This is a genomic window from Paenibacillus sp. ACRSA (assembly GCF_022346845.1).
In the GTDB taxonomy this organism is placed as follows: domain Bacteria; phylum Bacillota; class Bacilli; order Paenibacillales; family Paenibacillaceae; genus Paenibacillus.
In genome coordinates, this window is the sequence record NZ_JAKRNP010000007.1 from 125089 (window position 1) to 138089 (window position 13001).

At 46.2% G+C, this 13001-nt stretch carries 10 protein-coding genes; all 10 read left to right on the top strand.

Translation table 11 applies throughout. The features are described 5' to 3' along the window. Nucleotides 1-83 precede the first annotated feature (83 nt). The 10 genes from MH215_RS19985 to MH215_RS20030 all read left to right on the top strand — a co-directional run bounded on the left by MH215_RS19985 (nucleotide 84) and on the right by MH215_RS20030 (nucleotide 12984). Nucleotides 84-1112 (top strand): EAL domain-containing protein, encoded by a 1029-nt coding sequence (locus MH215_RS19985; protein WP_239292989.1) that lies wholly within the window; start codon nucleotides 84-86, stop codon nucleotides 1110-1112. A gap of 199 nt (nucleotides 1113-1311) precedes the next feature. Further along, nucleotides 1312-3390, top strand: a complete 2079-nt coding sequence (locus tag MH215_RS19990) for a methyl-accepting chemotaxis protein (protein WP_239292990.1) — start codon at nucleotides 1312-1314, stop codon at nucleotides 3388-3390. Between the two features lie 156 nt (nucleotides 3391-3546). Beyond that, nucleotides 3547-4839: an arsenic transporter gene (locus MH215_RS19995; protein ID WP_239292991.1), complete on the top strand. Its 1293-nt coding sequence runs from the start codon at nucleotides 3547-3549 to the stop codon at nucleotides 4837-4839. Nucleotides 4840-5562: 723 nt separating this feature from the next. Next, on the top strand, nucleotides 5563-6498 hold the full coding sequence (locus tag MH215_RS20000; protein ID WP_239292992.1) for a phosphate ABC transporter substrate-binding protein PstS family protein: 936 nt from the start codon (nucleotides 5563-5565) through the stop codon (nucleotides 6496-6498). A gap of 111 nt (nucleotides 6499-6609) precedes the next feature. Further along, the gene (gene pstC, locus MH215_RS20005; RefSeq protein WP_239292993.1) at nucleotides 6610-7545 is read left to right on the top strand and encodes a phosphate ABC transporter permease subunit PstC; all 936 of its coding nucleotides are present in this window, start codon (nucleotides 6610-6612) and stop codon (nucleotides 7543-7545) included. 2 nt (nucleotides 7546-7547) lie between these two features. Continuing rightward, nucleotides 7548-8435 carry a phosphate ABC transporter permease PstA gene (pstA, locus tag MH215_RS20010; protein ID WP_239293122.1) on the top strand — a complete coding sequence of 296 codons (888 nt, stop codon included), beginning with the start codon at nucleotides 7548-7550 and terminating at the stop codon, nucleotides 8433-8435. 13 nt (nucleotides 8436-8448) lie between these two features. Continuing rightward, nucleotides 8449-9204, top strand: coding sequence for a phosphate ABC transporter ATP-binding protein PstB (gene pstB, locus MH215_RS20015; RefSeq protein ID WP_056703901.1), 756 nt, complete (start codon nucleotides 8449-8451; stop codon nucleotides 9202-9204). Between the two features lie 479 nt (nucleotides 9205-9683). Next, entirely contained in the window at nucleotides 9684-10394 is a 711-nt protein-coding gene (locus MH215_RS20020; RefSeq protein ID WP_239292994.1) for a response regulator transcription factor, read from the top strand. Beyond that, nucleotides 10391-11863 (top strand): sensor histidine kinase, encoded by a 1473-nt coding sequence (locus MH215_RS20025; RefSeq protein WP_239292995.1) that lies wholly within the window; start codon nucleotides 10391-10393, stop codon nucleotides 11861-11863. The genes MH215_RS20020 and MH215_RS20025 overlap by 4 nt, the downstream gene beginning before the upstream one ends. 35 nt (nucleotides 11864-11898) lie before the next feature. Then, entirely contained in the window at nucleotides 11899-12984 is a 1086-nt protein-coding gene (locus MH215_RS20030) for a LolA family protein (RefSeq protein ID WP_239292996.1), read from the top strand. Nucleotides 12985-13001 lie beyond the last annotated feature (17 nt).

Genomic DNA, 13001 nt, shown 5'->3' on the forward strand with positions numbered 1-13001 from the left:
GATTAATTTCAACACCCGTGCTATAATATTTACAAACTTTGGGTATATACTAATAACATTAATGAATGGCAAGGGGGTCCTACATGAATTGCAGTGGCTGCAGTCCAATTTATCCGATTGAGGATCAAGGTACTCTGTATCTGCGTCCGTTTTCCCCCATGTTGCTGGAAGCGCTGCAAACGCAGGGGATGAGTATTGAGCATTCAGATATCTATATCTGGGTGAATTTTGACAATCTTGATATGCTGCAGAGTGATCTGGAGAAGATCGGGAGACTGGATCCATCCGTATTGGAGGTTATCTCGTTTCAAGTGAGAGCGATGCGAGAGCAGGCAGACCAGGAAGACTGGATTAGTCTGGGGCTGCTAGAGAATCGGTTCAAGCATGCAGATATGGTTTCCGTTATTTTAGAGAAAAAATTCAGTAGCCATATGCAGCCCATTGTGGATGCTTCACAGCAAATTATTGGATATGAATTCCTCCTTCGTCCTGCTGAGAATGGAAGATCATTTAATGCCTATGAATTGTTTGAGATTGCTCGGGATACGGGCTTGCACTCCTTTCTAGACCGGACAGCACGGATCTCCGCCATCGAGACGAGTTCCGTTTTTTTGCCACAAGGAATTAAGCGCTTTGTTAACTTCTTGCCTTCCTCTATATACAACCCCGAATATTGCTTAACACATACATTTGAAGTGATTGAACGATTAGGACTTGACCCGAAGGACTTTGTCTTTGAGGTTGTCGAAACTGAGCCGATTAAGCATATGGATGCCTTGCAACATATTTTTCAGGTATATCGGAATCACGGGATGTCTGTAGCGCTGGATGATGTGGGAGCCGGATTTTCGACGATCGAACTGATGAATCGATTGGAACCGGATTTTGTCAAAATTGATCGGAGTCTCATTGATCATTGTGACGATGATCCTGTGAAACAGCAGAAGATCATACATATTGTCGAGATGTCTCGACGATTTGGCGGCCAAGTGCTTGCTGAAGGCGTGGAACGCATTGAGGAGTTTGATTTTTGCCGTTCTGCTGGCATAGAGCTGGCACAGGGATATTATTTTGGGAAACCTTCAGCACAGCCTCCAACCTATTCGAATTGAAAATATGATCATGTACCCAATATGCCCTGAAGCCTCGAACAAGTCACTTCGTATAGAAGGTGGCTTGTTTGGCGTGCAATGTCCATTTTTATATCAAATAATTACCCCCTTCTAGCCGATATATAATATAGGCCTTTAAGATTAGTCCATACATAAAAGAGAATGAGGGCAATTTAGATATTTGAGGGGGAGAAACGTGATGAGCCAGGATCAAAAGCAAACCAAAGCAGCTAAACCGGCCAAACCAAAAAATAATAAAAAGAAGAGTAAAAAGAAAGGTTTTGTCTGGAACATAAGAAACAAACTATTGGTTTCGTTCTTGGCGGTTCTGATTCTGCCTAGTATAGCGATCGGCTTCGTGACGTTAATTATTGCTGAGGACAGCGTGCAAGAACAATTGATGGATAGTGCTGTGCAAAGTGTGAGTACGGCGAATTCCATCGTGGAGAGCCAAGTCAGTTATAAAATCAACGACATTAATTATTTTGCTGATTCTCTTGATTCAAGCCTAATTAAGGGAGAGAACGATAGCACTGAGCTTCAGGCGAAGCTGGAGCAGTATCTGGGTTTGCATCCAGATGCCAATAATATTTTTGTAGGTACAACAGAGGGAGTCATGGTTCGGGGAAAACCGACGGAAAGTAGCTTGCGGGGCGATGCCTACGATCCAAGGGAACGCGAGTGGTACAAGCTTGCGATGGCCACGCCAGGCACAGCCACCGTGTCGAATGTGTCCCTTAATACGGATGGAAAAGCCGTTGTATTTATCTCCAAAACGTTGACTGATCAATCTGCTGTAATTGGCCTCTCCATGGATCTGACAGATCTGCGTGAACAGGCATCCATCAAGGTAGGTAAAGAAGGCTACGTCATTATTATGGATACCAACAAAAATTATGTCGTTTCTCCAGTTGTAGAAGCTGGAACGCAGGATACAAGCGACACCTTAAATGAGATGTTCGAGAAGCAAGAGGGTCAGTTCGATTACGTTTACAATGACCAACCCAAAATGATGATATTCTCAACTAATGAAGCAACAGGCTGGAAAATTGCCGGCACGATGTTTAAAAGTGAAGTAACCGAAGCGAGTAAAGATATTCGCATGGCAACATTTATTGTCATTTTGGCGGCTACCTTCCTTACCCTCATCTTTATCATCTGGTTTACGCGTTCCATGCTGCGTCCAATCAAACGACTGCAAGAATCAGCTCGAGCTGTAAGTAAGGGTGATCTGACTGTCAAAATGGAAACAGGTCGCAAAGATGAAGTGGGTGATCTGGCGAAGTACTTTGAACGAATGGTTGATAATCTACGCATGATGATTTTGGGTGTGCAAGAAACGACAGAGCAAGTATCGGCTTCTTCGCAGGAATTGTCCGCTAGTGCAGAACAAACAACCAAAGCGATTGAGCACTCTACGCTGGCGGTACAGGAGCTTGCCGAAGGTGCAGAGCAGCAAGTGAAGAGTGTCAAAGAAGGTTCAGGCCAAATGAGCCGTATGGCGGAAGATGTACGTCTTATGTCTGAGCGTGTCCAGTCTATTACTACGAACATGCGTCATACCTCAGGAGCAGCTCAATCGGGTAATGAGGCAGCAAGTGAAGCGATGGAACAGATGAATAGCATTCAGGAAACGGTGGAACAACTGGCGACAGTAGTACAATCCTTGAATGTCCGTTCCGTAGAGATCGGCAGCATGGTTGACGTCATCGCATCCATTTCGAAACAAACTAACTTACTGGCGCTGAATGCGTCCATTGAAGCAGCAAGAGCGGGTGATGCAGGTAAAGGTTTCGCCGTCGTAGCTGGAGAAGTGCGCAAGCTTGCTGAGGAATCCGGAAGCTCTGCGGCACAGATTGGGGATTTGGTTCATAACATCCGAACGGATATGGATGCAGCCCTTCATGCGATGAATGCGGCTCAGACTCGTGTAGGCGATGGTATTCAAGCCGTGAATACATCAGGGCAATCATTTGCTCAGATTCGTACTGCTGTAGAAGACGTTGTTCATACACTTGATGATCTGTCTGAAACAACGAAACAGATGGAACACGGCGCATCTCAAGTAGCGCAAGCGATGAATGATATTTCTATCGTAACGCAAGAATCGGCAGCGAACACCGAATCCGTATCGGCTTCGTCTCAAGAACAATTAGCATCTGTTGAAGAGATTGCTTCATCTTCGGCACATTTGAATAGCATGGCTGAACAGCTTCAAGGACTCCTGGGAATGTTCAAGATGGTAGAAGATACGCCGAAGAAGAGTGACAAATCTTAAGAGATGAAGGCTTAACGCGCTAACCATCCACTGCAAGAAAATAAATATAGACAATCCTCCTGTTGCCCTGTATAACTAGATCGTCTGGTTATTCCGTATCGGATGCGGTGTAATCGTATAATAGAAGAATTGCACGATAGGGGCGCAGGAGGATTCATGACTTATATAGCCATCTTAATATTTATCTTAACCATTACACTGGTCATCTGGCAGCCGCGAGGGCTGGGGATTGGTTGGTCTGCTATGGGTGGAGCGATCCTAGCGCTGCTCTGCGGTGTTGTCAGCTTAAATGATGCATCCGATGTCGCTTCCATCGTATGGAACGCGACGCTAGCTTTTGTCGGCATTATTATGATTTCATTAATCCTAGATGAGACGGGGTTCTTCGAGTGGGCAGCGCTACATATGGCGAGGCTTGCTAGAGGCGATGGACGCAGGTTGTTTATATACGCAATCTTGCTTGGCGCGGCTGTGTCTGCACTCTTTGCCAATGATGGCGCAGCACTTATTTTGACACCAATCGTCTTAGCTATGGTAAGAGCGCTCAAGTTTGATGAACGCATGGTGCTAGCTTTTGTCATGGCCAGTGGCTTTATTGCGGATACAACATCACTGCCTCTCGTCGTCAGTAACTTAGTTAACATCGTATCTGCTGATTATTTTGGGATTACGTTTCTGGAATATGCGGTGAAGATGATTGTGCCCAATATATTTTCCATTGTCGCGAGCACAGTGATGTTATTTTTGTTTTATCGCAAAAGCATACCGCTTCGTTATGATATCACCGCTGCGCGTGATCCAAAGGAAGCTATTCGCGACCCACGTGTGTTCCGCATTGCATGGTTCATGTTGGTACTATTGCTGGTTGCGTATGCGCTAAGTGAGTTTCTCCCAATTCCAGTTTCGGTTATCGTAGGTGCTGTAGCGCTGCTATTTGCTTGGCTTGCGCGTAAGAGCGAAGCTGTTAATCTGAAGCGGGTAGTGATGGAAGCACCGTGGTCGATCGTTGTATTTTCCGTTGGCATGTATATCGTCGTATACGGACTTCGTAATGCAGGTTTGACTGACCATCTGAGTCGCTGGCTTGATGCGATCGCAGAACATGGGGTACTGGCAGCATCTGTTGGAATGGGTGTCATTGCTGCAGTGTTATCCTCGGTGATGAACAATCTGCCTACCGTGCTGATTAACGCCTTAGCAATCCATGGTTCGAATGCCGAAGGCATTGTGCGTGAAGCGTTAATTTACGGTAATGTGATCGGGTCTGATCTAGGTCCCAAAATGACACCAATCGGATCACTTGCAACGTTACTATGGCTGCATGTGTTATCACGTAAAGGTGTGAAGATCACATGGGGATATTATTTCAAGGTTGGCATAATCTTAACCATACCGACATTGCTAATTACGCTTGCGGGTCTAGCATTATGGTTGTGGATTCTAGGTTAGTAAACTAAAATAGGTACACTTTCTACTACGATGACAGAACAACTTTCCGATCGCTCCACTCCTCCATGTTATTTCTGTCCTCTCCGTTCTCGTGTAAATGTTTAGGTTATAAAAACAATTTAGTATAAAACTGCTCACAGTTGGTGCTGATGCACTCACTGTGAGCAGTTTTTTGTATTGCTGATTGTTTTCTGGGGTAGCGCTAATTTTTGTGCAATTTCTCATGTGTTTCTTTTTGCCTTTCTTATATAGAAGAAACAACTCTTACTCCAGCCTCTCCTGAATTCCATCGCTAATTGTTAAACACCGTTAACAATTGGCTGTGGAATAATTCTTTTGTCAGTCTGCTCTTTTCTGCCCTCCTCCTAGGCTGTAGATTGAAAGGTTTTGGGAGTCCTGATGAGCGCTGACATAGCGCAGGGAACGGAACGATTATGGAAAAGCGGAGCGTTCGCCTTTATCCCCGGATGTTTTCCTTGGAAAAATTAAATCATATATATCCGGGGATAACAGCGATTGAAACAACGTCCGTTCCCGGAGCGTCCTACTTAGCGCACAATAGAATCCCAAATGATTTCCAATGAACAGCCTACATTTTTAACATTGCGTTTACAAAACAATGATTTTGAGATGACATACCGACACTACAATGATTAAAGAGTTGATGGTGAACAAACAAATTCACAAAACGCCATCACCAAATTGGGGGAGGAAAACAAAACTATGTTTAAAAAGTTGCCGTTTATTTTGATGACCTTGTCGTTCGTACTCGTGCTTGCAGCATGTGGATCGAACAATAACGCTGGAACAGAGGGTTCTGCAAGTAATGGTTCAGGCACTGCAACAGAAGGAGCTGCTGAGCTTAGCGGTAACATTCTGGCTGTTGGATCTACAGCATTACAACCTCTGGTTGAGCAAGCTGGACAGAAATTTATGGCAGTTGATGAATATAAGAACGTAACAGTACAAGTGCAAGGCGGCGGTAGCGGTACTGGTCTGACACAAGTGTCTGACGGACAAGCTACAATCGGTAACTCTGACGTATTTGCTGAAGAGAAGTTGGAAGACGAAGCAAAAGCAAAAGAATTGATTGACCACCAAGTAGCAGTTGTCGCTATTGCTCCAGTTAGCAACAAAGATGCAGGTGTAACAGATCTGACAAAACAACAACTGATCGACATTTTCTCCGGTAAAATCACGAACTGGAAAGATGTTGGTGGTGCGGATCAAGCAATCGTTATCGTTAACCGTCCTGGTAGTTCCGGAACTCGTGCAACATTCGAGAACTTCGCACTGGGTACAAAAGTAGAAGATATCCAAGGATCTATTCAAGAAGATTCCTCAGGTACAGTTAAGAAATTGGTCTCCGAAACGCCAGGAGCTATTGGATACCTTGCACTTTCTTACCTGGATGACAGCTTGACAGTCCTGAAATACGAAGGCGTAGAAGCATCCGTTGAGAATGTTGAAGCTGGAACATACCCAGTATGGGCTTACCAACACATGTATACAAAAGGCGAGCCGGATGCAGCTACAAAAGCATTCCTTGATTACATGCTGAGTGACGAAATTCAACTGACAGACGTTAAAGAACTGGGCTACATTCCAGTATCCGGTATGAAAGTTAAACGCGATGCAACTGGCGCAGTGACTCAATAATCTTTGAACTTGCTCATACAGCGAGAGAGGCGGACCTAGGTCCAGCCTCTTTGCGCGGTTTATGAAATAATCCCATATTTTACATTAATTATACGATGAAGGATGGTTGTTATGGAACAGACCGAAGGGGGAACGGTAATGAACAGCAACATGAAACCTCGCCGGCCCTTGAGAGAGAAACATTACTGGGAAGATTGGACAGGTCGTATTTATACGTCGATTTGTGTCGTTTTTCTGATCGTTGTTATGTTTTCCATTGTGTATTTTGTGGCGTCCAAGGGTCTGACGACCTTTTTCCGGGATGGCGTGAGTTTACGTGAATTTATATTCGGAAGAACGTGGAACCCGTCTGCGGAACCATCAGCCTATGGAGCATTACCGTTCATCACGGGTTCCTTTACAACCACCTTGCTGGCGGCTTTGATTGCAAGTCCACTCAGCCTATGTGCAGCACTCTTTATGACGGAGATTGTACCGGGCAAAGGAAAAAAGATCTTACAACCTGCGATTGAGCTGTTGTCTGGGATCCCATCCGTTGTTTATGGATTTATCGGTCTGAGTGTAATTGTACCTTTGATGCGTACTCTTTTCGGTGGAGCTGGCGTCGGGATCGCAGCTGGATGTTTGGTTTTGGCTGTTATGATTTTACCTACAGTAACGAGTATTATGGCAGATGCGCTCTCCGCTCTTCCTAAAGGGCTTCGTGAGTCTTCTTATGCTCTAGGTGCTACACGTTGGCAAACGATCTATCGTGTCATCATCCCAACGGTTCTACCTGCCTTGTTGACAGGGGTTGTATTGGGTATGGCTCGTGCATTTGGTGAAGCTCTGGCTGTGCAGATGGTTATCGGTAATGCACCACATGTACCGACTTCCCTGCTTGAATCGGCTTCAACGTTAACAAGTGTTATCACCTTAAGTATGGGTAATACGACAATGGGTTCGGTTCATAATAATGCGCTCTGGAGTATGGCACTGGTATTGCTCGTAATGACCTTTGTATTCGTTATTCTGGTTCGCTTGCTTGAAAGGAGAAACCGGGTATGAGAATGAAGGCCAAAACAGTAGATAAAATTGCTACTTACGTCATCGTTGTGCTCGCACTGTTCATCGTAGTATTGTTGCTTGGGTTACTTGGTTTCATCTTGGCACGAGGCATCGGTCACATCGACTGGAACTTCCTGACCAGTGCACCGCAAATGCTCAAAGGTGGAGGCGGTATTGGACCACAACTCTTCAACTCGATATTCTTGCTTGTGTTAACACTCATTATTACCATTCCGCTCGGATGGGGCGGAGGAATTTATATGGCGGAATATGCCAAGCCAGGACGTATTACAAGCTTCATTCGCTTGGTCGTTGAGGTATTGTCATCCTTCCCGTCGATCGTTATCGGTTTGTTCGGACTCTTACTCATTGTAAATACATTTGGCCTGGGCTTCTCCCTAATCTCAGGTGCGATGGCGCTTGCGATCTTCAACTTGCCACTGATGGTACGTACGACAGAGCAGGCTTTCCGTGCAGTTCCTAAGGAGCAGAAGGAAGCAGGATTGGCACTGGGCTTGTCCAAATGGAAGATCATCACATCCATTTTGCTGCCTGTAGCGCTGCCAAGCTTGATTACGGGTACGATTCTGGCTTCTGGCCGGATCTTTGGTGAAGCGGCTGCCCTCATGTTTACAGCAGGGATGAGTAGTCCACCGCTAGATTTCACAGATTGGAATCCAACGAGCCCTAGATCACCGCTCAACCCATTCCGTCCAGCAGAGACGCTGGCCGTTCATATCTGGAAAGTTAACAGTGAAGGCATTGGCCCAGATTCCAAGGAAGTTGCAGCAGGTGCGTCCGCAGTCCTTGTCATTCTCGTGCTGGCTTTCAATCTAAGTGCACGCTGGATCGGTCGGGTTGTATACCGTCGCATGACAGCTTCGAAATAAGGAGGAATCCCACATGGCCATACCTTTTGGTACGGAACAGTTAAGCATATATTATGGGCATTTCCAGGCGGTTAAACAGATCAGTCTGGCATTCCCTGAAGCGAGCGTGACGGCGCTTATTGGTCCGTCAGGCTGCGGTAAATCAACGTTTCTTCGTTCTTTGAATCGGATGAATGATGAGATCGCTGGCTCTCGCACGGAAGGCCATATCTGGATGGATGGCAATGACCTGAACGAGCCGGGTACGGATGTAATCAAGCTTCGCCAGAAGATCGGCATGGTATGGCAGAAGCCCAACCCATTCCATAAGTCTATTTATAACAATATCGCGTTTGGCCCCCGCTATCGCGGTACGAAAAGTAAAAAGGCATTGGATGAGATTGTGGAAAAAAGCTTGCGCCGTGCAGCCCTTTGGGATGAGGTAAAAGACAGACTTAACGAGTCGGCCTTGTCACTATCTGGTGGACAACAACAGCGTCTGTGTATCGCACGCGCACTGTCGGTTGACCCGCAGATTTTGCTGCTTGATGAGCCAGCATCTGCACTTGACCCGGTATCTACGGGTAAAGTGGAGGAATTAATTTCCGAACTGAAGAAAGATCTACGGATCGTTATTGTAACGCACAACATGCAGCAAGCAGCACGTATTTCGGATTTTACGGCGTATTTCTATTTGGGTAGCATGATTGAACACGGGAATACAGAGCATATCTTTACCAACCCGGACAATCGCCTAACACAGGAATACATTATGGGACGTTTCGGTTAATGACAACTGGAGTGGTTGGAGAACATCGGAACTAATGTAGGATAGAACATATAGAGAAATAAGAGGGCATAATTCTTGGGCAAACGCGCCAAGGTTTATGCTCTCTTTTACATCTACAGGGTAAATATTTTCAGCTTTTTAAGTAAATATAATATGGGAAAGTTTGCCACAGTCAAAACAATCATGCTACGATAATAAGCTGGAAGAAGGGGCATCTTTACCAGTCAGGACTTTGGCCTGATTCGGAAGACGTTCGAGAATGGCAGTATCTTCTTGAATTATAATATGCATAACACAGAGATGAAGATATCACGACAACATGCGTCAACCAATGTAATTGGGGCGTCCTGAACTCAGGAGGCTCTTTTTGCGTACGTATTGTTTCATATATTGAAGAACGAATTTATGAAGAAAGTATAAACTCTGCGGAGAGGTATATGGATTTCGCTACAATACAGTCATGAGAGGATGAAACAGCGATGAGAGACAATGTGAACATATTGCTGGTGGAGGATGATCCGGAAATCGCCCGCATTTTGATGGACCATCTTCGGCGTGAGGGATATGGAGTAACTTGGGCTTCGAGCGGTTTGGAGAGCTGGGAAGATTTCAGGGAGGGAACGTATCAAATGGTCTTGCTAGATCTGATGCTGCCGGAGATGGACGGGTTCACGGTATGTAAAAATATCCGCCTGATCAGTGACATTCCGCTGCTTATGATGAGTGCGCGCATTGAAGAAGAGAGTAAGGTCAGGGGTCTCGGTCTGGGCGCTGACGATTATATTACCAAGCCGTTCAGCCTGGCAGAACTTACAGCCCGCATTAAATCCCACCTGAGCAGATATCGCAGATACCAGGGTGTCAAGCCGGAATCAACCCATCAACAATACAACGACGAGTTGTCGATCGACCCATTCAATCAACAGGTCCAGATTCGCGGGGAAGATGTTGTACTGACAGGCAAGGAGTGGGCTTTACTCACGCTACTATCCTCTCATCCAGGCCGTGCATTCACCAAAGCTGAGCTGTATGAACATGTGTGGAATCAGCCAGTTGCGGGAAGCTCAGGTACGGTTACCGTTCATGTAAAGAGCCTGCGAGCCAAGCTGGGTGACGAACCTCATCAACCACGCTGGATTCAGACTGTGTGGGGCAGCGGATACCGATTTATAGGAGAGGTAGTGGAATGAAGCTGAAGTACTGGTTGATGATTGCCTTTCTTATTGTGATGCTGCTTCCTGTCGCTGCAGGATGGGCGCTAATTTCCCTGTACAACTACCATAGCGACCAGCGCTCCGTAGCGGAATATATAGAGTTATCCGGACGGCTGGCTCCCATTGAGCAGAGGTTGTCTGACCCGGGTTTGTATCGGCTGCAATCTTCGGATGCCTATGCTTCGCTCTCTGGACTGGCTAGTGATCAATTGAACGTAGATCTCTATTTACCTTCAGGTATCCGGGTGTATACATCCGGCGGGGATGCCTTGTCTGCTGGAGCCGGAGCCTATACCGTCAGGGGTTCGGAGCTATATCGCAATTTGTACGACATGCAGATTCGTCATCGTACGTTTACGCTGAAAAAGCCAGTATGGGAAAAAGGCGAGCTGATTGGGATATACGAGATTACCATGCTTCGCAGAGAGTGGCTGGAAGGTATCTCGATTCGGACAACTTGGGTCATTGGATTCGCCGGTGTTTTCTTTATTCTATTATATGGCACGGTGCTCTGGCTGCTATCCAGAAAGCTTTTTCGTCCGATGAGACATCTGATGGACCGAATGCATGCATTTGCGCGAGGGGAAATTCCCATGGATGACGTACCGGCGGCACGTCGGGATGAAATGGGTATGCTGCTAGAGCAATTCGATGCGATGCAGGAGAAAGTCAGGCAGACTCAGACAGAGGTGGAGAAGGAACAAAAAGAGAAAGAGCTCATGGTCGCTTCGCTGTCTCATGATCTGAAGACTCCATTAATGTCCATCAGTGCCTATGCGGAGGCACTTAGTGTTGGTACTCCGCTGGAACCTTCAGAGAGACGGGACTACCGGGATGTGTTGTTTGGTAATGTGAACCGGATGAAGCACATGATTGGTGAACTTGAAATGTATACGGCGCTGGGTTCCAGTGAACTGGAGATGGCCATGGTTGAGGTGGAAGGAGAAGAGTTCTTCGATATGCTTCTCGGAAGTTATGGGGGACTCGTCGAGCATGGACAGATTGATGTGAAAACGGTTGTCCGCACAGACCGCCTCTACCGGCTTCATCCCGAGCAACTGATGCGTCTGACAGATAATTTGATTAACAATGCACTGCGTCACACAAGCACAAACGGTGTGGTGGGCCTGGGTGTTATTGCTTCAGATCAGCAGCTTCCAGAATGGATCATATCAACACTGGTGTTGGAGCTAGATAACTTCAGAACGGGATCAACATTAATTCTGGTGCAAAATGAAGGGCCTGCTATTCCCGAAGAACAGCTGAATCGTATTTTTGAACCTTATGTTCAACATCAGAACCAGGAAGAGAAGGCGTACGCGGGCAGTTCGGGTTTGGGATTAAGCATAGCCAAACGGATTGCCATCAAGCATGGAGGTGAGATGCGCATGTGGTCGGCAGAAGGATTAGGTACGCTGGCTGCATGCCGATTGCCTGAGATGTAAAGCCCTTAAACGAAATGAGAGAGGAATGAATGACAATGATGAAAAAAGGATGGATGATGCTCGGTACAGCCCTACTTGCAGGGTCACTGCTCGGAGGTTGCGCGGAGAAGGATCTGGTTGGCCTGTCAGGAGATGAGATGATCGAGAAAGTTGTCCATGCAGAAACGAAACCCGCCTCATACTATGCCGAAGGTGTAATGAAAATGTGGTCGGATGACAAATTGAGTCATACGATGCACATTAAGGAATGGGTCGATGGAGAGACAGGACGTAAGCGCACAGAAACAGAGGAGAATGGCAATATCAGCTACGCGGTCAATGACGGAACGAACATTACCATTTACGAAAAAGAGACGGGCACGGCGTATTCAATGAACGTATCTGCCATGGGACAACAGCCTGAACAGACTCAAAAACAGATGCTGGTGAATCAGCTGGAAAGGTTGCGGGATTCCCATGATGTGGATATGATGGGACAGGAAGAACTTCATGAACAGGAAGTCATTCACATTAAGCTGAAGCCGAAGGAAGAGGGCACCTTATCCATTTCCTCCGAGTATTGGGTAGACCCTAAAACATGGATGATTGTTAAAGTCATCAGCACATATGGTGATGAAAAGTCAGAAATGGTCTATGATCCGATACAATATGATCCGGAATTTTCTGAGGATACGTTCGTGATTGACATCCCCAAGGAAGTCGATGTGAAGGATCTGAACGATCTGGCTCAGAGTTCGGAAGTGAGTCTGGAAGAAGCCGAACAAGCTTTGGGACAACCCTTTTTGCAGGATATGAACGGTGAGTTGGAACTATCACGGATTGAGATGTATTCATCAAGCGGAGAGTTTGGCAGGAATGAAGTGACCTTGTATTACATCAACAACGACAAGGTTGATGTGAGTCTAACGGTATTCAATGCGCCGGATGAAAATGTTGATAATACACTGCTGCCCGATGAATCCAAGGTGGAAGTTCGGGGTACCGAGGGTTCGTATATGAAGAGCATACGAAACATATCATGGACTGAGAATGGATTGCGTTACTCCATTATGGGTGAGAACGAAGAATGGAAGATGGAGAAGCTTCAGGCTTGGGCGAAGGAACTGAAGCTTTCAAATTAGACTTAATTTGAATTGTA

Coding starts and splice junctions, on each gene's coding strand:
- MH215_RS19985 (WP_239292989.1), top strand. CDS start 84: ATGAATTGCAGTGGCTGCAGTCCAATTTATCCGATTGAGGATCAAGGT.
- MH215_RS19990 (WP_239292990.1), top strand. CDS start 1,312: ATGAGCCAGGATCAAAAGCAAACCAAAGCAGCTAAACCGGCCAAACCA.
- MH215_RS19995 (WP_239292991.1), top strand. CDS start 3,547: ATGACTTATATAGCCATCTTAATATTTATCTTAACCATTACACTGGTC.
- MH215_RS20000 (WP_239292992.1), top strand. CDS start 5,563: ATGTTTAAAAAGTTGCCGTTTATTTTGATGACCTTGTCGTTCGTACTC.
- pstC (WP_239292993.1), top strand. CDS start 6,610: ATGGAACAGACCGAAGGGGGAACGGTAATGAACAGCAACATGAAACCT.
- pstA (WP_239293122.1), top strand. CDS start 7,548: ATGAAGGCCAAAACAGTAGATAAAATTGCTACTTACGTCATCGTTGTG.
- pstB (WP_056703901.1), top strand. CDS start 8,449: ATGGCCATACCTTTTGGTACGGAACAGTTAAGCATATATTATGGGCAT.
- MH215_RS20020 (WP_239292994.1), top strand. CDS start 9,684: ATGAGAGACAATGTGAACATATTGCTGGTGGAGGATGATCCGGAAATC.
- MH215_RS20025 (WP_239292995.1), top strand. CDS start 10,391: ATGAAGCTGAAGTACTGGTTGATGATTGCCTTTCTTATTGTGATGCTG.
- MH215_RS20030 (WP_239292996.1), top strand. CDS start 11,899: ATGATGAAAAAAGGATGGATGATGCTCGGTACAGCCCTACTTGCAGGG.